This is a genomic window from Cognatundibacterium jejuense, from assembly GCF_014284255.1.
Taxonomy (GTDB): Bacteria; Pseudomonadota; Gammaproteobacteria; order Burkholderiales; family Burkholderiaceae_D; genus Undibacterium; species Undibacterium jejuense.
In genome coordinates, this window is the sequence record NZ_JACOFV010000002.1 from 166,933 (window position 1) to 188,737 (window position 21,805).

A 21,805-nucleotide genomic window follows, 5' to 3' on the forward strand; every position below is an offset into this window, starting at 1 on the left:
GGTTTCATTTGAATTACCTTTTCACGAAAGAATCAAAATGAACAAAACACTGATGAAGAAAGTAGCTGCATTCTTAATCGCGTTGTCTGTACTACCGGTACAGGCATGGGCAACAGGCTATACGGGTACAAAATACCCTATCGTGTTAGTACACGGCCTGTTTGGATTCGACAATATTGGTCCAGTAGAATATTTTTATGGAATTCCAGAAGCGTTGCGCGCCGATGGGGCCAAGGTTTTTGTCACTCAGGTTTCTGCAGCCAACAGTACCGAAGTACGCGGTGAACAATTATTAGCCGAAGTGCAAAGAATTTTGGCTGTTACTGGTGCCAGCAAAGTAAATCTGATTGGGCATAGCCACGGTGGACCAACCACCCGCTATGTGGCTTCGGTACGCCCAGATTTGGTCGCATCGGTCACATCCGTTGGCGGTGTGAATAAAGGCTCCAAAGTTGCTGACTTTCTGCTCGGTGTTGCACCACCTGGCAGCTACTCCAATGCAGTTGTTGTTTCCTTAAGCAATGGTCTGGCATCGTTGATCAACTTCCTTTCCGGCCAACCCAAATTACCTCAAAATGCTTTAAGCGCAGCAAACTCTTTGAGCACTGCGGGGTCACTGAAGTTTAATGCAACCCACCCGGAAGGCATTCCTACCAACGCTTGCGACGAAGGCGCTTATCAGGTGAATGGCGTTTCGTATTATTCCTGGAGTGGTGCGCAACCTGCCACCAATATTTTTGACGTGTCCGATCCGGCATTAGTGCTGACATCATTGGCATTCGCGGGCGAAAAAAATGATGGCCTGGTTGGTAGTTGCTCGTCTCATTTAGGCAAAGTCATTCGCGATGACTACGGCATGAACCATCTCGATGAAGTCAATCAATTTATCGGGCTGGTCAACATCTTTGAAACGAATCCAGTGACAGTCTACCGCCAACAAGCGAATCGCTTAAAAAATAGCGGACTGTAAGCCATCCTGACCACATGACCGGCGCGGAGTCAGATATGAAAACCAGAACAAAATTTTTGCTGTTAGCGGTGATGATAGTCACCGCTTTTTTTTCTCTACATTTTTTCAAACCTGATAACAAAAACCAAGAAATCCACCTGACCGCTGATGATCATCAATTTGCATTTGTGCACTCGCTAGAGGGAACCAACGCAGATGGTGATATCCAACAAAACAAAGATGGTGATCTACAATTAGATGCTGAATTAAAACGCCTGTTTGACTACTATCTTTCTGCAATCGGTGAAAAAAGTCTTCCCGAAATTCAATCACAAATCGAGAAAATCCTCGATCAAAAATTGCAAGCCCAAGCAGCTAGGCAAGCAAAGGAATTGCTGAAGCGCTACATCGCTTTTAAACAAGCTTTGGTCGATCTCGAAAAAAATGCCAGCTCAACTTTATCTACAAATGATAACCTTCTTAGCGCGGTCAACAACAAGTGGCAAAGCATGCGGCAATTACGTTCACAGTTTTTTAGCGAGAAAGAAATCCAGGCGATGTTCGGGTTTGACGATGCCTACGATCTGGACGCCCTGTCACGCCTCGCCATCAGCCAGGATAAAACCTTAACCGACGCCGAAAGACGCAATAAATTGCAGACACTGGATAAAAATATGCCTGCAGATCTGAAAGCGGCAAAAGATGCGCCATATCAAGTAATCCGGCTAGAGGATCAAGCAAAAAAAATGCGTAATGAGGGTGCAAGCGAAGACGATATCTACCGCATGCGCGCCGCCGCAACCAGTCCAGAAGCAGCCAATCGTCTTGCCCAAGTCGACCGCGATATCAATGACTGGAACGGTCGTGTTAGCCAATATCTTGAGCAACGCAAGCAGCTTACATCATCACCAACAAATGCCAGTGACAATGACAATGACAATGACAAACAACGCGCTTTGCAGCAATTGAGAAATAAATATTTTACAAGTCAGGAACAGAGAAGATTGGCTGCTTACGAGTAACGCTGATAAAGCATTTATTTCTAGTGCCTAGGATAGGCGACCCAACTCGATGCAGTTGAATAAGATCAGATACGGTGGGTTGCGCGCGCCACGTATGCCGTAAAAGTAGATAACTGTATTACTCGCTATGCTGTTGTTTCAGCGTCGTTCATTGTATCAGCAGATTCTATGCTGTCACTATTTTCGTCAGGGATATGGTCAAGCGCTTCCAGCAAAGCTCTGTCAACAACTTTATCGAGCACCAGAATTTTCGCACGTTGTTCGCTAAAGACTTTTTCCAGTTCTGGCGCGCCAATAGAGAAGCTCTTTTCTTTTTCGCTGGAAGTGAAGATGTAAAGGCTGCGCATAGGGCTCACCCAGGCCAATCTGACTCTCAGAGCTTCGTCGTTTTCTTTGATAAATTCCAACCAGATACCGCGCTCTAACTGAGATACCGTGGTGACGTATTCTTCTGATATTGGTGGAGGCGCAGATGCGGCAGCTTGTTCAGCGGCTACACGTTTTTCCAAACGGCGTTCTGCTGCTTTTTGAGCTGCCTCAACCGCAATTTCAACCTGGCGCTCTGGAGAAAGTTCTAACGGCGCCCTTACAATCGATGCATGACATTCTGCGAGATCAGCGAAAAACTGTACGCGATCAACATCTTCCCATTTAATCAGGCTCAGCCATTTATTCAGGCGTGCCAAAATAGCTGGCAGACGATTCAATAATTCCTGACGCTCTTGCAATGTGATCTTGGGTTTGACGCTCCAAATCAAATCGTCCATGGTTTTGATCGCATCAACAACAGCGTGTGGCTTTTCTTCCTGCACTGTGTAGGCGAGCGTCAATACCTTCGTCCAGCGATTTTCCAGGAAGGTTTCTATGAAAGCGACCACTTCGCCACTGCCGACACGAATCGCCACCTCATGTGTGGCAGTAATGTTGGCTTGCTTGATTTTTTCTTTACGAAGCGCCTTCTGAATAGGTGCTTCTAATGCCTGCGCGCTGGCTTGCTCTTCTTTAGCAATAAAGGATTCGAGGTCGTTGACGACCTCATCAAACAAGGTAATTTCCTGATCAAACTCTTGTGAAACCCGCTGCACATTCTTTTGCATGGTCTGATACAGCGGATCTTGTTTGCCTTTTGTTTTATCCAGTGCAGGACTATAACGCGACAATAAGTCAATCAGGCGGCGCGCAGGATGTTGCTCCTGAAAGAAAAATTCTTTATCGATCAGCGCAGCTTTGAGTACCGGGATCTGTAGTACCGAGATCAATTCTTTTACATGCGCGGGAATATCCTGATTGCGGAAAACACTATCAAAAACCTGCGACAACAAATCCAGCGTGTGCTTTTCTACGCCAGTTCCCATGCTTTCAGACAAATGTTCACGCATCTGCGACAGGCGCATAACATCTTGCGCCTCAGACATTAATTGCTGAAATTTGACACTCTTTTGGAACTCACCCAACTGCCGGAAAAGTGCCGAATTGATCGCGTCGTCTGTGCTGCCGGGGACACCATAATCGGAGCTTTGATGGTTAGCACCGGAATGAGAAGAGGATGGATGACCGGATCGATGTTTTTTGCCACGACCACCAGACAAAAATGCCTTTAATTTGCGACGCACTGGATTTTGGTTGCTGCTGGATTCTTCACCAAATTCATTCGTTGAATCGACTTGAGCATCATCTTCTTTTTCAACAACGTGTGACTTGCTTTGCTTTCGCTGTATCCGATATGATTCTTGCAAATCAGGCAATACGCCCTTATTGATCAACCACTGATTAAGTTCCAGCAATATAGGCTCAAGATCAAACAAAATGTCGACGCGAAGCAGAGGCAAAATGAGTTCGCGACTGCTTTCTTCCGGGTCAAAAGCACACCAAGCGACATATAGTGCACGCAAAAAGACCTCGGGACGAAATGGGTTTTGCGCAATGCTTAAAGTCTCGCGGTCGAGCAGGTGAGACAATCGCATATTCAAGGCTGCATATTGTTCCGCGCTATCGAGCTCTATCGCTCTGCTCACCCGGCTCAAGGTCAGCTTTTGGTCCATTTCTTCATAACTAACCAAACTAAAGTCACCGTCTTTAGTTTCAACCGCTTTTTTAATATCACCAGCTGTGAGTAACAGCTCGGTTTCGTGCTTAAATACTTTTTCAAGCTCTACTGAGGCGATGTGATAGAACGCGTAAGCATTTTTCTTAAGCAATTGGCCTGCATTAAAGCTGAGATTGGCGATGCGCGAATCCATGCTTTGTTCAGAGTAGGCCAGTAAAGCATTTGCTAGTCGCGCCGAAAACGCATCTACCTGTGCAATAGTTAGGTGACTGGCTAACGGAGTCAAACCACGCAACATCTCCGGGCGAGGAATAACTGCTCCCGCCAGTTCAGAAGATGTGATTTTGGAATGACTCATAATTAAAGTCCGACAAGATTCGACACTTCATCGATAGCATGACAACTAAACACGTATGCTAGCGATGGGTTTTACATTTTTACAACTTAAGCTAACGACAGCCAATTTCCCTGAAAAGGCGGAAAAATAAACACCTTTCTATGTGGAACTATATACGCTTAATTTCCATGAGGAAATGTTGTATTCACAATTTTGACATCTTTTTTTATTTTAATTACCGTATACCAACAATTCGATTTCACAACTGAAACAAACATTACATTTTGTAAGTATTTTTATATAACTATGACAATTTAGCGCCAATATGAATAGATTGCTCTAAAATAGAGGGTTAAACTTTTTCGCGTATTTGTGCGCCATATTTGTAAATAAACATTTTATGCCTAAAAAAAACACCATTGCAACAACGCAAGAAATGGCTTCTCCACCAGCTTCGTTTGAGGCCGCAATGCAGGAGTTAAGCGAATTGGTAAAGCAAATGGAAGCAGGCGATTTGGCGCTGGAACAATCTGTTGTCGCTTATCAGCGAGGCTCTGAGTTAATTAAATATTGCGCAAATCAGCTCGATAAGATTGAGCAGCAGGTCAAAGTGCTCGAAACTGGAATTCTAAAACCTTTTAACGTGGATAACGACGAGGATCTCGCATGAGTCTGGATTTCCGCACCTGGATGAAAAATACCCAGGAAAATTGCGAACAAGCACTCTCAGAATACATTCCGCAATGTGACATCGTCCCGCAGCAACTGCATGAAGCGATGCGCTACGCCGCCCTGGACGGCGGAAAACGGGTACGCCCTTTGTTGGTGTTTGCTGCCGGACGTTTGTTTAATGCCCCGGAAGAATTATTAAGTCGTGCTGCATGTGCAGTCGAGATGATTCACGCTTACTCCTTAGTTCACGACGATATGCCGTGCATGGATGACGATGAGTTGCGCCGCGGCAAACCAACGGTGCATGTCAAATATGATGAAGCCACTGCCTTGCTGGTCGGTGACGCTTTGCAAGCACAAGCCTTTATTGTTTTATCGGAAGGTAATGGCGATGCACAGATGAAGTTGTCCATGGTACGCGTACTGGCACAAGCTTCAGGGTCAGTTGGCATGTGTGGTGGCCAGGCAATTGATCTCGCTAGCGTTGGTCTGGCGTTGAGCCGTGAACAATTGGAACAAATGCACCGCTTAAAAACTGGCGCCTTACTTCGTGCTTCAGTATTGCTTGGCGCGATGAGTGGAAAAACCCTATCGAGCAGCGAAACCGAAGCACTTTATGCCTATTCGGCTGCAATTGGCCTGGCATTCCAGGTTGTGGACGATATCCTTGACGCTACTGCCGATTCAGCAACACTGGGCAAAACCGCTGGCAAAGACGCTGCGGATAATAAGCCGACCTACGTCAGCTTATTGGGCTTATCGGCTTCACAAACTTTAGCAGCACAACTTTGCAACGATGCACACAATGCTTTGTTGCCGTTTGGCGAAAACGCACAATACCTGCACGACCTGGCCGATCTGATCGTGCAAAGACAAGCATAACCGGCAGACTTCTATGACGAATTTACTTCAACAAATTAACTCCCCTGCCGACCTGCGTCATTTGACCCGTCAGCAATTACATTCGTATGCAGCCGAGCTACGTCAATACGTGCTTGAATCAGTTTCTAAAACAGGCGGTCATTTATCTTCCAACCTCGGCACGGTAGAGCTAACGATCGCTTTGCATTACGTCTACAACACGCCAGAGGATCGCGTCGTTTGGGATGTGGGACATCAGACATACCCACACAAAATAGTTACTGGTCGTCGCGATATGATGCATACATTGCGTCAGTTCGATGGCATTTCAGGTTTCCCACGTCGTTCAGAAAGTGAGTACGATACATTTGGTACCGCACACTCGTCGACGTCGATTTCTGCTGTTTTGGGGATGGCATTAGCTGCCCGTACCAAAGGGGAAGACAGACATTCCGTTGCGGTGATCGGCGATGGCTCGATGACCGCGGGTATGGCATTTGAAGCACTCAATAATGCTGGTGTGTATGACGACATCAATATGCTGGTGATTTTGAACGACAACGACATGTCGATCTCACCGCCGGTCGGCGCTTTGAATCGTTATCTAGCGCGTTTAATGTCAGGTAAATTTTATGCCGCCGCACGCAATGTCGGTAAATCGGTTTTACCTTCGCCAATGTTGGAATTAGCCAAACGTTTTGAAGAACACGCTAAAGGCATGTTGGTTCCTGCCACCATGTTTGAAGAATTTGGCTTCAATTATATTGGCCCTATCGACGGTCATGATCTGGAATCGCTGATCCCGACGTTGCAAAATATTCGTAACCTGAAAGGTCCACAGTTCTTACACGTGGTCACTAAAAAAGGCCAAGGCTACAAATTGGCAGAAGCAGATCCAGTCTTGTACCACGGTCCTGGGAAGTTCAATCCGGCCGAAGGGATCAAACCAAGCACGTCGAGCAAGCTGACTTACACACAGGTGTTTGGCCAATGGCTGTGCGATATGGCGGCCGCTGACAAGAAGCTCATCGGCATCACGCCAGCGATGCGCGAAGGCTCAGGCATGGTGGAATTTGAAAAGCAATTCCCAAAACGCTATTTTGACGTTGGCATTGCAGAACAACACTCGGTCACCTTTGCTGCTGGCCTGGCTTGTGAAGGATTAAAACCTGTGGTGGCGATCTACTCGACGTTCTTGCAACGCGCCTACGATCAGTTGATACACGACGTCGCTTTACAAAATCTGGACGTTACCTTCGCGCTTGATCGTGCTGGTCTGGTTGGTGCCGATGGTGCTACCCATGCGGGTAACTACGACATCGCGTATTTGCGCTGCATTCCAAATATGGTGGTGATGGCTGCTGCCGATGAAAACGAGTGCCGTCAGATGTTAAGCACTGGTTACCATTATCCAGGACCAGCAGCGATTCGCTATCCGCGCGGTGCTGGCGTAGGCTCGAAAGTCGAAAGTAATTTAGACACGTTGCCTATTGGTAAAGGTGAAATGAAGCGTCAAGGTCAAAAAGTTGCCATTCTGGCTTTTGGCTCTATGGTTCATCCAGCAATCCAGGCAGCTGAGGCGCTCAACGCCACCGTCGCCAATATGCGTTTCATCAAACCTCTTGATACAGAATTGGTCAAGTCACTGGCCGCCACACATGATGCGTTAATCACAGTGGAGGAAGGCTGCACAATGGGCGGTGCAGGTTCGGCGGTTGCGGAAGCATTGTCAGAAGCTGGAATTCAAATTCCAATCCAGATCCTCGGTCTTCCAGATAAGTTTATTGATCATGGCGATGTACATCTGCTGCTGAGTCAATGCGGTCTGGATGCTAAAGGCATAGAAGCATCAATACGCACTCGTTTTCCTGAGATTTTCAGCACAGTGCCTAAACTCGCAGCAAACTCCTGAGTAGTTCGAAACGAAGTGTAGGGCTAAAAAAAATGGCTACCGTGTAAATTGACGGTGGCCATTTTTCTATCTAAAACCTGGAACAAGCCCTGGTTCATATATTCACATCACATCAACGTCCACTCGCGCTGACTCTGCTCAGAATAGCTTACCGGTGCGCCTTGTACATCATCAAACGTGACGATGTCATAGGCGTCGGGTTGGGCTAACAAAGCTCGGAGCAATTGATTGTTCAGACCATGCCCGGATTTATGCGCTGTGTAACTCGCCAGGAATGGGTGACCGATTAAATACAAGTCGCCAATCGCATCGAGAATTTTGTGGCGTACAAATTCATCATCGAAGCGCAAACCATCAGAATTCAGGATCCGGTATTCATCCATCACAATCGCGTTTTCCATTGAGCCGCCACGTGCCAGACCTATGCCACGTAACATTTCCACGTCTTGCATAAAACCAAAAGTTCGTGCTCTTGCCACATCTTTGACAAACGACACTTTTTCAAAATCAACCTCTGCCGTCTGCACAGTACCATCTACCGCAGGGTGATTAAACTCAATGAAAAAATGTAATTTAAAACCATCATATGGCTCGAGGCGAGCCCATTTTTCTGCTTTACCTGTACCCTCGCGGATTTCAACTGGCTTTAAAACGCGAATGAATTTCTTCGGCGCCGCCTGTTCTTGCAAACCTGCTTGCTGCAATAAATACACAAATGAAGAAGCCGAACCATCCATGATAGGAATTTCTTCAGCACTGACATCGATGTATAAATTATCAACACCGAGTCCGGCGCAGGCTGATAATAAATGCTCAACCGTCGACACACGCTGCCCATTATTGGACAAAGTGGACGCCATACGGGTATCGCCGACACTCATGGCGTCAGCAGGAAAAACCAGTGGAGGCTCGAGATCAGTTCTGGTAAAAATAATACCGGTATCCACCGGCGCTGGTCGCAATACCAGCTCTACTTTCGTACCAGAATGCAAACCGACACCGACGGTTTTGACTAATTGTTTAATTGTTGTTTGCTTTAACATGCCGATATTATAGCGATTCATTCCAAACTCCATGTAACACTGTGCAAAATGAGTCCAAAACCAGAGAATCCCATGACGAACCCATCCCTGAGCATTCGTGCTGCCATCGCTGCCGATCTCGATGGCATTTGCTCACTGAGTCAACAAATCAACCAACAACATCATCTGGCTGCACCGCAAGTATTTGTTGAAAATATCGATCCGACTTTTGAACGTCTATTCTGGAAAGCAAGATTGGATTTGCCGGAGAATGCCCATCTGATTGCCGAGATCGGGGGTGTGATGATCGGTTATATCACCGCCAGCATCAGTGAAACCATGAAAAATCCATTTTTACACACTAACAAAATCTGTCGTATTGGCACTATCGTGGTTGATCAACATCACCACCATACCGGAATAGGCAAAGCCTTGATGGATGCAGCTTGCCAATGGGGCAAGCAAAATGGAGCGGCAGAAGTAAGGTTGGAAGTGTTTGACTTCAATAGCAATGCAATACAGTTTTACGATAATCTGGGCTTTGGCATGCAGTCCCATATTATGCATAAAACGCTATAGAAAACAGCGCCAGCCTGAATGGCAAAGCGCTGCCTTAATATGACTGAGTTAAGCGAGCTGAGCTAACAAAGTTTCGGCGTTGGACACTTCAAATTTACCGCCTTCTTCAATGTTGAGTTGTTTAACGACACCGTCAACTACCAACAAAGAATAGCGCTGTGAACGCGTACCCATACCAAATTTACTGAAATCTGCATCCAGACCCAAAGCCTTACTAAAGTCTGCATTACCATCGGCCATCATGCGAACAATGCCAGTTGCCTTCTGATCGCGGCCCCATGCGCCCATCACGAACGCATCGTTCACAGAGATACACCAGATCTCGTCAACGCCTTTAGCTTTTAAGTCTGCGGCGTGAGCAATGTAACCGGGAACATGTTTTGCTGAGCATGTCGGAGTATAAGCACCTGGCAAACCAAAGATTGCAATCGTTTTGCCTTTCACCAAGTCTGCTACTTGGAAAGTATTTGGACCTATGCTGCAGCCCTCGCCTTCCACTTCGATAAATTCAGCCAGACTGCCTGCTGGTAACTGTTGACCGATTTGTATGCTCATCATCATTCCTTTCGTGTAGTTCAAAATAATCTGCCGCCGGGTTGGCATGGCAATGGGTGGCAGGGTGCATAGCATAAACAGCAAATGCCCGCGCACGCCGGAAGTATGCCTGAGTAAAGAAAATCTTGCAGAAGTCGAACGATATATCAATCATTGTTTTAGATATGTTGCTCAAAAAATACTGAAAGGTATTTTTCATATTTTTGTCATGAAAGTCACAATATTTAACAAATAATGATGCTAGGATGAGCATTGATGACGTTGAGCAGCCCAAGACAATGCATCCACATTGAAACAAAAAACATCGATTCTCGCCGCCAATGATCTGAATGAGATGAATGCTGGTTAAGCTCAGCAAGAGGTTTGTCTCTGCTTGTTCGATTCAATGCAGGTGAGAATGACGATAAATTTATCCCTGACCGAGGAGTACAAAAGAAAATGAATATTTCGATCTCGTCAAATGGCATGCCGATCAAGCGCATTTGCCTGGCGTTAGCAGGTGTTGGCTTTACTGCATTATTAGCAGGTTGCGGAGGCGGTTCATCCTCATCTGTGGTCACACCACCACCACCGCCAGTCGTTACAATTGATGTTTTCGGCGCACGTGGAACGACGTTGACAGCACAGGTTACCTCAAGCAATTGCTCAGCAACGCCGACCGTATCTTGGCAAACCTCAGGTGGTGTCGCGTTAGGGACTGGCTTAAGCATTCAGGATACACAGCCAGCCTCAGCGATCACGGCGACCGCAACATGTTCTACAGCAACGGCGACCGAAAACTTACAAGCACTCTCGGTCTATAACACGCTTGCCGCATTCGCTGTAATGCAAAATAATTCCGCTGAAGCATGGGGAAATCCGGTATGGGGTGGACAAACTGCTGCTGGAGAGGCCTTAACCAACATCTCTCAGTTGTTTCCGTCTGAACGGGGATTCGCTGCGTTATTAGCGGACAGTACAGTACAAACTTGGGGTAGTGGCTATGTCGCGGTGAAGGATCCGAATTTAACTGATCCAAGTAAAGGTGCCATTACAACAAGCGCTTTAACTAATATTGCATCCGTTATTCCAGGAAGAGTTGCTTACTTTGGTGTGAAGAAAGATGGCTCATTCGTTGCATGGGGCAATTACCGTGGTCTGATTACACAAGTTGATGTTGCCATGAATGACGCAACTGCTGGCTTAAGTGCGACAACTCTAGCATCACTGACTAATGTGAAAAGTATTGCGTCAACAGAAGGTGCTTACGCAGCCTTAAAAGCTGACGGTACAGTAGTTAGCTTTGGTGACCCGGATTCAGGTGGTGACAGTAGTTCTGTAAAAGCGCAACTAACGGGTGTCACCCAGGTCGTGGGCACCAATTATGATTTCCTGGCACTGCGCAAAGACGGAACTGTCGTTGGCTGGACTGGTCAATTCGGATGGGCGATTCCAACGAGCAATCAAACGTTGAGCAATGTGAACAACCTCACCGTTGACGGCACTGTAGGTGTTGCAACGACTAACTCTGGGACTGCCTCTGCATTTGGTTATACTCCTGACGTCGATGCCGCAGACAGCACTTCTGTCGCAAGTCTGTTAACAGGCGTCGCGAATATCTACGCAACACAAACCTCGTTCGCCGCATTACTCTCCAACGGAAATGTCGTCAGTTGGGGAGACTTGCCGCGTATGCAAGCGAGTCTGAACACTGTGCAATCTTCTTTGACGAATGTGAAAAATATCGTAAGTTCAGAATACGCATTTGCTGCCTTAAAAGGTGATGGAACAGTTGTGACCTGGGGTGATCCGATAGTAGGTGGAGACAGCAGTAAAGTTTCGGCACAGTTGACCAATGTCGTGGCACTGACATCGAATAAGTATGCGTTTGCAGCGCTTAAATCGAACGGTACGGTAGTGACCTGGGGTATGGCGAGTAAAGGTGGCGATAGCAGCGCCGTCGCATCCAACCTGACCAATGTCCGAGCAATTTACGCTACACCATTTGGGGCATTCTTGGCAGTCAATAAAGACGGCACGTTTGTAAATTGGGGAGATCAGTGGGCTGGCGGTGGAAAAACACCTGCAAAACTGACAAAAATCCCATTTGCAAGCTGATCAACCATAGTCCCTAAGATCTATGACTATCCAATTTTTGGAGTATAAAGAGAATGAAAGCATTTAAGTTTCCAATAAAATCATTAGTGTCTGCTTGCATCGCCGGTGCCATCATGACCCCGGCCTTTGCCTATGTCACTGCCACAAATAAGAATGGCAATACGCAAGCGCAGGTTGAGCAAAACTTAACTCAACTTATTGTTAAGTATCGCAACGATATCAACACGAATGCCGCTACAACCAGCGTCGGTACAGGCAAATCTGGTATCACCCAGGTACAAATCCAACGCCTTTCTGCGCTGCAATCGGTAGCACAATCTTTTGGCGCATCGTTTGAAATTAAACGCCAGATCGTCACCGGTGGTTGGGTGTATCGCTCAAGCGTTGCACTAAAACCATCTCAAATGAGAGCACTCGCCGCTAAGCTGGCACAAAGCGATAAAACCATCGATTACGCAGAGCCTGACTATATTCGTCACGCCTTGTATGTACCTACCGACCCGCTTTATGCAACTGCGCAATGGGATATGCAATCTTCAGCAACTCAGCCGGGCGGATTAAATCTTCCGGCCGCATGGGATCTGTCTTTGGGTAAAGGGATGGTCGTTGCTGTATTAGATACAGGTTATCGTCCTCACCCGGATATTCTGCCAAATCTGGTTCCGGCACAAAATGGCGCTGCTGGCCAATACGGATACAACTTTATCAGCGACCCAGTGACAGCCAGACTGACCTTGTCTGCGGGAACAACCAGTGCTCGCGGTTACGACGCATTAGATCAAGGTGATTGGGTTCCAACCGGTGATACAGTTTGCCCAAGCCAGGCAGGTAAAAATAGTAGCTGGCATGGTACGCATGTGGCAGGTACGATTGCAGCAGCAGCGAATAGCATCGGTGTCATCGGTGTTGCACCTTCAGCGAAGGTATTGCCATTACGAGTACTTGGAAAATGTGGTGGTTCAGACTCGGATATTGCAGATGCGGTTGCGTGGGCAGCTGGAATCAGTGTCAACGGGGTACCAAACAATACCAACAGAGCCAACGTCATCAATCTTTCTCTCGGTGGCACTGGTTTCTGTACGAAAACGAGTGCAACCGCTTTCCAACTTGCGATGGCAAACGGAACAGCAATTGTAGTTGCTGCCGGCAACGAAAGTATAGATGCGAAACTTTCCTCACCTGCTAACTGCCCGGGAGTCATCACCGTAGCATCCACTTCAATTGCAGGTGGTCGTTCAGGCTACTCTAACTACGGTGGTACTGTTGCTGTCGCCGCGCCTGGTGGTGGTTTTACTACGGCGGCTGACCTCATTACCTCAACCTTGCCGACTGGTACAACGGTGTCTAAGGATGATACGACCTATGGCACGATGGCGGGTACGTCTCAGGCAACACCGCACGTAGCTGGTATCGTTGCTTTGATGTTAGCGGTTAAACCTAGCTTAACGCCCGCACAAATCAAGAGTATTTTGATTTCTACAGCACGTCCTGCACCAGCGAACTGCCCGGCCTGTGGTTCAGGTATCGTTGATGCTGCTGCTGCTGTGAAAGCTGCAGCAGGAAGTTAATTAGTGGTGCGTTGCACACTGCGCAGACCGCAGTGTGCAACGATGCAGAAATAATTTCGTTGATCCATAACCCAGCATTCCATGCACTAAAGATGAAAAAAAACCGCATTATGCGGTTTTTTTATAAGCACCAGTAACAGTCAATCTTCGTTACGCCACTTTTTCAGCGAGATCAGAACGACTTATAAAACGAGATAAGGTCGTTCTGATGATATACACGCCCTGGATAATATCAGTCCGCCTGCTTACGCAAAAAGGCTGGAATATCGTACGTTTCCATGCCATTTTTCTCTAACGCACGCACTGTATCGGATGCTGATTCACGACGCCATACAGCTGGTTTGCTCAGACCGTCAAATGCTGGTGCCGCGCTTGCCATGCCGTTAGATACTGTCGTGCTTGCCACACCCGCCGCAGCCATCATTGGTTCGTTATTCGTACCGGTACGCAGCATTGGTGTTTGTACTAACTGGATGTTTTTCTTGCCACGACCCAGACCAGTTGCGACAACAGTGACGCGGATATCATCACCCATGGTGTCATCGTAGGCGATACCTTGTGCGATCGATGCATCAGGTGCTGCAAATGCACGAACTGCCGCCATCACTTCTTTGATCTCTTTACCTTTGAGACTACGGCTTGCAGTAACGTTCACCAATACACCGCGTGCACCAGACAGATCGATACCATCCAACAACGGAGAAGCAACCGCTTGCTCTGCTGCCAGACGTGCACGATCAACGCCAGACGCTGTCGCTGTACCCATCATAGCCTTGCCTTGTTCGCCCATGATCGTTTTCACGTCATTGAAGTCAACGTTGATATGGCCAGGTACATTGATGATTTCTGCAATACCAGCAACCGCATTGTTGAGCACATCATCTGCGTGCTGCAACCATTCGATCATGCTGTCGTCTTCGTAAATCTCTTCCAATTTTTCATTGAGGATGATGATCAGAGAGTCGACGTGCTGAGACAAGGCTTCCAGACCTTCGTCAGCGATGTCCATGCATTTCTTACCTTCGTAAGAAAATGGCTTGGACACAACTGCCACAGTCAAAGCGCCTAATTCTTTAGCAACTTGCGCCACCACTGGAGCAGCACCAGTACCGGTACCACCACCCATCCCAGCAGCGATGAACACCATGTGTGCGCCACGCAATGCATCTTCAATGCGCGCGCGGGAATCTTCAGCCAGTTTGCGACCGACTTCAGGTTTCATACCAGCACCCAAACCGGTTTCACCGATTTGAATGACATTATGCGCCTTCGATTGCAACAATGCTTGTGCATCAGTATTAGCAGCAATAAATTCAACGCCGGAAACACCTTTGTTGATCATATGCTGTACCGCGTTACCACCTGCACCACCTACGCCGACAACCTTAATTACGGTGCCTTGTGTGGCGTTATCAACCATATCGAACTCCATCATGACTCCTCCAGGTAGGCAGTTATCAGTCGCTAATCATCACCCGATGAGACGACTAGCGACTAATAACTGTATATCAGACCATTATAAAATGACTACACCAATTGTGATACAAAAAGCTGACTAAAAATTCCCCAAAAACCACTCTTTCATGCGTTGCCAGGCCGCTTTGGCAGAACCTTCCTGCCTTGTGACCAGATTTCCACGCAAGTACTGCTTCTTCGCTTCCAACAACAACCCCAAAACTGTGGCATAACGTGGGCTACGGACAACATCTGCTAGTTGCCCGGTGTACGCTGGCATGCCTAATCTGGTTGGCTTCAAAAAGATATCTTCTGCCATTTCAACCATACCCGGCATCGCTGAAGATCCACCGGTAAGCACGATGCCAGATGACAGCACATCTTCATATCCTGATTCACGAACTACCTGATGCACCAACGCGAACAATTCTTCAACGCGCGGCTCAATCACTGCAGCTAACGCCTGACGTGACAACGAGCGTGGTCCACGATCACCTAAGCCTGGCACATCCAGCGTATCGGAAGGATCAGCGAGCACTTGCTTTGCAACGCCAAACCGGACTTTGATTTCTTCTGCTTCAGAAGTCGGAGTACGTAATGCCATCGCAATATCGTTCGTGATCTGATCGCCAGCGATAGGAATCACCGCCGTATGACGAATCGCGCCTTCACTGAACACCGCGACGTCGGTTGTACCGCCACCGATATCGATCAACACTACGCCTAGTTCTTTTTCATCACGAGTTAATACCGCCTCAGCAGACGCCATCGGTTGCAGAATCAGGTCTGACACTTCCAGACCACAACGGCGCACACATTTAACGATATTCTGAACTGCTGACACAGCACCGGTGACGATGTGGACTTTGACTTCTAAACGAATTCCGCTCATCCCTATCGGCTCACGTACATCGTCCTGGTTATCAACAATAAATTCTTGCGGCAATGTGTGTAGCAATTGCTGATCGGTAGGAATATTCACTGCTTTTGCGGTTTCAATCACGCGCGAAACGTCTGCGGCTGTAACTTCTTTATCCTTAATCGCCACCATGCCACTAGAATTGAAGCTGCGAATATGGCTACCGGCAATCCCCGTATAGACGCGACTGATCTTACAGTCGGCCATTAATTCGGCTTCCTCAAGCGCACGCTGTATCGACTCCACCGTGGCTTCGATGTTGACTACAACACCTTTTTTTAAGCCTTTGGATTCATGCTGTCCCAAACCAATTACTTCATGCCGACCATCTGGCATGACTTCAGCGACTACCGCCACAATTTTTGATGTGCCGATATCGAGACCAACGATCAGATTTTTTGCGTCTTTTGTCATGTCTTTCCACTTGCTTTTGTTTGCTTTTTCGATCCAACGGAATGGGCATATTTCATCGCTAATCCATTTGGATAACGCATGTCTATACTTTCAATACTATCTTGGGCGCTGGCAATCAGTTGCGGATAAATCATCAATAATTTATCCACTCTCATTTTCAGCGTTGCGCCATCCTGCAATCTACCTAATTCAACTTGCATACCATTGTTTAGTTTCAAACTCCAGGCATAGCGATTTGAATACGTTACTGATTCTGGTACCAGATTTATTTTGCCGAACCATTCTTTTAATGCCAAATATTGCGACAACACTTCTTTTTCACTGCCATCAGGGCCGTTCAAAGCAATCAGATCAGTATCGTCTTCTGCTTCAGCCAGATTGGCGGTAAAAACATCACCCGCCACAGAAATCAAACGTCCGTCACCGCCCCATGTTCCCAATGCAACGTGCTCATCAAGCGTGACTGTTAATTTGTTCGGCCATTCTCTTTGCACACTGGCTTTACGAACCCAAGGTACACTTTCAAAAGCGCCACGCACAGCATCGAGATTGGCCGTAAAAAAATTACCTCTGATTTTTGGTACTGCGGCGTTTCTAATGGTGACTGCATCCACGTGACGTAAGGACTGCGATGTCGCACCAACCACGCGTATGCTGTGCAAAGTAAACATCGGTCTTTGTATCACCCACCAGACTCCAGACGCCATCAGAGCGAGCAACACCAGGCCGAATAAAGCATTGGCGGTATTATTCATCATTTTGACGTCATGCCACATCCGTTTTTTCCTCTTTATTTAGATTCGGTATGAATTTTCAAACGGGCAGATTTTAAAATCTCCACACAAAGATCTTCATAACTCATCCCAGTTGCCTTGGCAGCCATCGGTACCAACGAATGTCCAGTCATGCCAGGAGATGTATTAATTTCCAGCAAGAATGGTTGGTTATCCGACTTACGCAACAAAACGTCAACCCGCGCCCAACCTTCGCAATCGATAGAACGATAGGCTTCGACTGACATTTGCTGAATACGGGCGGTCAATTCCTCATCCAAAGGTGCGGGGCAAAGATATTGAGTATCATCAGTAAAATACTTGTTCTGATAATCATAGTTACCGTCAGGAGCAACGATTTCAATAATTGGCAAGGCGTGGGCATCTTTGCCGCGTCCTAAAATCGCAATCGTCAATTCACGGCCTTCAACAAATTCTTCCGCCAACACCACATCATCAAACTGCGCTGCCAACGCATAGGCTTCCTTCATTTCAGAGTAGCCTTTGACCTTGGTGATACCGATGGTTGACCCTTCATGCGGTGGTTTCAGAATTAACGGCAGGCCTAACTCATCAGGCACTTCGCGTAGGATGGTTTCTGGTGTCAGTACCGCGTATTTAGGTGTGCTCAGACCATGTGTCTGCCAGATACGTTTGGTAAAAATTTTATCCATCGCGACAGCCGATGCCATGACACCACTGCCGGTATAAGGAATATTCAATTGTTCCAATACACCTTGCAAACTACCATCTTCACCGTAACGTCCATGCAATGCAATAAAAACTCGGTCAAATTTTTCTGCTGCCAACTCAGCAATGCTCCGCTCTGCTGGGTCGAATGGGTGTGCATCGACACCTTTCGCGCGGAGCGCCGCCAGCACGCCAGTGCCTGACATGATAGAGATATCGTGCTCAGCAGACCGTCCGCCAAACAAGACGCCGACTTTACCTAAAGATTTGTTATTCAATTCACTCATGATGATCTGCTGGTTAATTTTTTATTTTGCCTGCGCCAGTTTTGCTGGCACGGCACTGATCGAGCCTGCACCCATGACGATTAAGACGTCGCCATCGTTCAAGACATGCAATAAGCTCTCTGGCATGTCTTGTATATTTTCAACAAATACAGGTTCAACTTTTCCGCTGACGCGTAAGGCACGGGTCAATGCACGACCATCTGCTGCCAATATTGGCGCTTCACCAGCGGCATAAACTTCTGCCAACACGACGGCATCCGCGGTCGAGATCACTTTAACGAAGTCTTCAAACAAATCACGTGTGCGGGTATAGCGATGCGGTTGAAATGCCAGAACCAACCGACGGTCAGGATACGCTCCACGCGCTGCTGCCAACGTTGCAGCCATTTCAACCGGATGATGACCGTAATCATCAACCAGAGCAAAGCTACCGCCCGCTTCAAGTGCAATTTCACCGTAGCGTGTGAAGCGACGACCAACACCATTAAATTCGCTCAGCGCTTTTTGCGTGGCTTCATCAGCAACGCCAATCTCACGCGCAATCGCGATCGCTGCGCAAGCATTCTGCACATTGTGCATCCCGGGCTGATTCAGACTGACTTGCATATCAGGATACCCCTCCTGAACCACCGTAAAATGCATTTTCCCACCAGCAGCAACGGCATTCACGGCACGGACTTCCGCTTCTTCATGGAAGCCGTAAGTGACGATAGGTTTAGAAACGAACGGCATGATTTCGCGAACATTTGCGTCATCAAGACACAACACTGCCACGCCATAAAATGGCAGACGTTGCGTGAATTCGATAAATGCTTGTTTTAGCTTTGCAAAATCATGGCCATAGGTTTCCATGTGATCGGCATCGATATTAGTAATGACTTCAATCACCGGCAGCAAATTCAAGAATGAAGCGTCAGATTCATCCGCTTCGGCAACAATAAAATCACCACTACCTAATTTTGCATTAGCGCCTGCACTATTTAAACGACCACCGATCACAAAGGTTGGATCAAAACCACCTTCTGCGAGCACGCTAGCAACCAGACTCGTAGTCGTAGTTTTGCCATGCGTGCCAGCAATTGCAATACCGCTTTTGAGGCGCATCAACTCCGCCAACATCATTGCCCGCGGAACAATAGGAATATGCTTCGCTCTGGCGGCGATCACTTCCGGATTATCACCCTTGACGGCAGTGGAAGTAACGACCGCATCGGCTCCGGCGATATTCTCAGCGGCGTGGCCAATTTTGACATCTGCACCAAGTTCAGCTAAACGTTGCGACGCCGCATTATTACCAAGGTCAGAACCGGAAATGGTGTAACCCAGGTTCAGTAAAACTTCGGCAATACCGCTCATACCCGAGCCACCAATGCCGACGAAATGTATATGTTTGACTTTATGTTTCATACTAATGATTCCAAAATTTTTGCAATATTCATACTTGCATCACGCTGCCCAACGGCGTAAGCATGGCCGGCCATCTGTAAACATTGCACTCTATCCAGTGCTTGTAATTGTGCTGCCAACTTCTCTGCATTTAACTCGCTTTGGGGCAAATAAATCGCGGCGCTTTGTTTTGCCATCCACATGGCATTTTCTTTTTGATGCGAAGTACTTGCAGCCATAAAAGGGACCAAAATACTTGCCACCCCTGCTGCTGTCAGTTCCGATACCGTAATCGCACCAGCCCTGCAAATCACCAAATCTGCCTCAGCATAACGACGTGGCATATCGTCGATAAAATCCAGTACCTCAGCATCCACACCTGCTTTGGAATAGTTGTCGCGCAATGCCTGAATATTTTGCTTTCCCGATTGATGCGTCACAACAGGGCGTTGCGCCACGGGTATCAATGCGAGCGCTTGTGGCAAACAATCATTCAAGACTTTGGCGCCTAAACTTCCACCAACAATCAAAATTCTTAATACACCTTGCCTTTGTGCATAACGCACTTCAGGCGCTGGCAGCTGACAAATATCTTTGCGAATCGGGTTGCCAGTGACTTGTAATTTGGCATCATCGACCTGCCCTTCTGAAGGCAAACCAAACAACAATTTTCTGGCAAATGGACGCAAAGCTTTATTCGACAGCAGCAATGCGGCATCTGCATTCATCAATACCAAAGGCTTACCACGAAACGCCGCCATCAAACCACCAGGTACCGTGACGTAGCCACCCATGCCCAACACCACATCGGGGCGACGTTGGGCTAAGATTTTTAAACAGCTGAAAAAACTTTTGACTAATTTAAAGGCCCCCGTCAGCGTATGTTTCCAACCTTTGCCACGTAAGCCGGTAAATTCAAGGCTATCCATAGGAACGCCATGCTTAGGTACGATCTGGCACTCCATGCCAGTGCTGGTACCAAGCCAAGAAACTTCCCAACCACGTTCGCGCATGATGTCCGCAATCGCGAGACCAGGAAAAATATGGCCACCGGTACCCGCCGCCATAATCATGAGTTTTTTCTGCGCGCTCATGCACGACCTCCACGCATCAACACGCGATTTTCAAAATCTACTCTAAGCAAAATAGCCAGACCCACACAATTAATCATCACACCAGAACCACCATAACTCATCAGCGGCAGGGTCAACCCTTTAGTGGGCAACAAGCCGAGATTCACGCCCATATTAATGAATGCTTGCACGCCAATCCAAATGCCGATGCCTTTGGCTGTCAAACCCGCAAAGGTCTGATCCAATGCAATTGCCTGACGGCCTATTTCAAACGCTCGTTTCAAAATCCAGTAGAACAATAAGACAACGACCATCACACCAACGAAACCTAATTCCTCACCAATCACCGCCAACAAAAAGTCGGTGTGTGCCTCAGGTAAATAATGCAATTTCTCAACACTGCCACCAAGTCCTACGCCAAGTAATTCACCACGACCAAACGCAATTAAAGAATGTGACAACTGATACGCTTTGCCGAGTGCATTTTCTTCTTGCCACGGATTCATGTAAGCAAAGATCCGTTCACGACGCCATGGTGACAACAAAATAACAAGCGAAAAAATCCCAACTAAGATCGCTGCAATGCCACCGAACCAAACGCCGTTAATACCGCCCAAAAATAAAATACCCATTGCAATACAAACGATGACGCCAAATGCCCCCATATCGGGTTCAAGCAACAGCAATAACCCAACCACGCCGACAGCGGTCAGCATAGGAACAAAGCCTTTGGTCAATTTGTGCATATATTCTTGCTTGCGCACTGTGTAATCTGCTGCATACAAAACCATAAACAACTTCATGAATTCAGAAGGCTGTATATTGAATACCTTAAATGACAACCAACGTTTCGCGCCATTGACACCTTTACCTAAACCAGGGACTAATACTGCAGCTAACAAAATCAGTGTTATTACGAATAAATACGGCGTGATTTTTTGCCAGCTAGACAGGGGGACTCTGAAAGCAAAAATACCAGCGGTCAGCGATACTAAAATAAACAAAGCTTGGCGAACCAAAAAATGGTTTTTCGTGTAATTTGCATACTTTGGTGAATCAGGTAAAGAAATCGATGCTGAATACACCATCACCATACCGAACAACATCAGTATCATAGTGACCCATACCAGCGCTTGGTCATAGCTCATCATTTTCGAGCGATGTACCAATTGTGTTTGCGGAGCGGG

18 protein-coding genes are annotated in these 21,805 nt (G+C 47.2%); 8 read left to right on the forward strand and 10 right to left on the reverse strand.

Features of this window, described 5'->3' with window-relative positions:
• The first annotated feature begins 37 nt into the window (after positions 1-37).
• Entirely contained in the window at positions 38-970 is a 933-nt protein-coding gene (locus H8K32_RS03185; RefSeq protein ID WP_186911034.1) for a lipase family alpha/beta hydrolase, read from the forward strand.
• A gap of 35 nt (positions 971-1,005) precedes the next feature.
• Positions 1,006-1,971, forward strand: coding sequence for a lipase secretion chaperone (locus tag H8K32_RS03190; protein WP_186911035.1), 966 nt, complete (start codon positions 1,006-1,008; stop codon positions 1,969-1,971).
• 125 nt (positions 1,972-2,096) lie between these two features.
• On the opposite strand, the gene H8K32_RS03195 is transcribed toward H8K32_RS03190, so the two are convergent.
• Positions 2,097-4,376 (reverse strand): DUF1631 family protein, encoded by a 2,280-nt coding sequence (locus H8K32_RS03195; RefSeq protein WP_186911036.1) that lies wholly within the window; start codon positions 4,374-4,376, stop codon positions 2,097-2,099.
• A gap of 379 nt (positions 4,377-4,755) precedes the next feature.
• Between H8K32_RS03195 and H8K32_RS03200 the strand changes: the two genes are divergently transcribed.
• The 3 genes from H8K32_RS03200 to dxs are packed head-to-tail and all read left to right on the forward strand — an operon-like array spanning position 4,756 to position 7,800.
• A complete protein-coding gene (locus tag H8K32_RS03200; protein ID WP_186911037.1) occupies positions 4,756-5,025 on the forward strand; it encodes an exodeoxyribonuclease VII small subunit in 270 nt (89 codons plus the stop codon).
• Positions 5,022-5,909 carry a polyprenyl synthetase family protein gene (locus tag H8K32_RS03205; RefSeq protein WP_186911038.1) on the forward strand — a complete coding sequence of 296 codons (888 nt, stop codon included), beginning with the start codon at positions 5,022-5,024 and terminating at the stop codon, positions 5,907-5,909. The genes H8K32_RS03200 and H8K32_RS03205 overlap by 4 nt, the downstream gene beginning before the upstream one ends.
• Positions 5,910-5,922: 13 nt before the next feature.
• Positions 5,923-7,800: a 1-deoxy-D-xylulose-5-phosphate synthase gene (gene dxs, locus H8K32_RS03210; protein ID WP_186911039.1), complete on the forward strand. Its 1,878-nt coding sequence runs from the start codon at positions 5,923-5,925 to the stop codon at positions 7,798-7,800.
• Between the two features lie 107 nt (positions 7,801-7,907).
• Here dxs and lpxC read toward each other — a convergent pair whose 3' ends face one another.
• A complete protein-coding gene (gene lpxC / locus H8K32_RS03215; protein WP_186911238.1) occupies positions 7,908-8,843 on the reverse strand; it encodes a UDP-3-O-acyl-N-acetylglucosamine deacetylase in 936 nt (311 codons plus the stop codon).
• 72 nt (positions 8,844-8,915) lie between these two features.
• On the opposite strand from lpxC, the gene H8K32_RS03220 reads away from it, so the two are divergent.
• Positions 8,916-9,401 (forward strand): GNAT family N-acetyltransferase, encoded by a 486-nt coding sequence (locus tag H8K32_RS03220; protein WP_186911040.1) that lies wholly within the window; start codon positions 8,916-8,918, stop codon positions 9,399-9,401.
• A 48-nt stretch (positions 9,402-9,449) separates the two neighbouring features.
• Here the strand turns inward: H8K32_RS03220 and H8K32_RS03225 are convergent, their stop codons facing one another.
• Positions 9,450-9,956 carry a peroxiredoxin gene (locus tag H8K32_RS03225; protein WP_186911041.1) on the reverse strand — a complete coding sequence of 169 codons (507 nt, stop codon included), beginning with the start codon at positions 9,954-9,956 and terminating at the stop codon, positions 9,450-9,452.
• 438 nt (positions 9,957-10,394) lie between these two features.
• Here H8K32_RS03225 and H8K32_RS03230 point away from each other — a divergent pair, with 438 nt between their 5' ends.
• On the forward strand, positions 10,395-12,053 hold the full coding sequence (locus H8K32_RS03230) for an RCC1 domain-containing protein (protein WP_186911042.1): 1,659 nt from the start codon (positions 10,395-10,397) through the stop codon (positions 12,051-12,053).
• A gap of 113 nt (positions 12,054-12,166) precedes the next feature.
• On the forward strand, positions 12,167-13,621 hold the full coding sequence (locus H8K32_RS03235; protein WP_186911043.1) for a S8 family peptidase: 1,455 nt from the start codon (positions 12,167-12,169) through the stop codon (positions 13,619-13,621).
• Positions 13,622-13,853: 232 nt separating this feature from the next.
• On the opposite strand, the gene ftsZ is transcribed toward H8K32_RS03235, so the two are convergent.
• From ftsZ to ftsW, 7 genes are all read right to left on the reverse strand, one after another.
• Entirely contained in the window at positions 13,854-15,053 is a 1,200-nt protein-coding gene (gene ftsZ / locus H8K32_RS03240) for a cell division protein FtsZ (RefSeq protein ID WP_186911044.1), read from the reverse strand.
• A gap of 123 nt (positions 15,054-15,176) precedes the next feature.
• A complete protein-coding gene (gene ftsA / locus H8K32_RS03245; RefSeq protein ID WP_186911045.1) occupies positions 15,177-16,409 on the reverse strand; it encodes a cell division protein FtsA in 1,233 nt (410 codons plus the stop codon).
• Positions 16,406-17,185 (reverse strand): cell division protein FtsQ/DivIB, encoded by a 780-nt coding sequence (locus tag H8K32_RS03250; RefSeq protein WP_186911046.1) that lies wholly within the window; start codon positions 17,183-17,185, stop codon positions 16,406-16,408. The genes ftsA and H8K32_RS03250 overlap by 4 nt, the downstream gene beginning before the upstream one ends.
• 14 nt (positions 17,186-17,199) lie before the next feature.
• Positions 17,200-18,162 carry a D-alanine--D-alanine ligase gene (locus H8K32_RS03255; protein WP_390312934.1) on the reverse strand — a complete coding sequence of 321 codons (963 nt, stop codon included), beginning with the start codon at positions 18,160-18,162 and terminating at the stop codon, positions 17,200-17,202.
• Between the two features lie 18 nt (positions 18,163-18,180).
• Complete coding sequence (murC, locus tag H8K32_RS03260; protein WP_186911048.1) at positions 18,181-19,566, reverse strand: UDP-N-acetylmuramate--L-alanine ligase; 1,386 nt, start codon at positions 19,564-19,566, stop codon at positions 18,181-18,183.
• Entirely contained in the window at positions 19,563-20,639 is a 1,077-nt protein-coding gene (murG, locus tag H8K32_RS03265; RefSeq protein WP_186911049.1) for an undecaprenyldiphospho-muramoylpentapeptide beta-N-acetylglucosaminyltransferase, read from the reverse strand. The genes murC and murG overlap by 4 nt, the downstream gene beginning before the upstream one ends.
• Positions 20,636-21,769 (reverse strand): putative lipid II flippase FtsW, encoded by a 1,134-nt coding sequence (gene ftsW, locus H8K32_RS03270; RefSeq protein ID WP_246447111.1) that lies wholly within the window; start codon positions 21,767-21,769, stop codon positions 20,636-20,638. Before ftsW ends, murG begins: the two co-directional genes overlap by 4 nt.
• Positions 21,770-21,805: the final 36 nt, after the last annotated feature.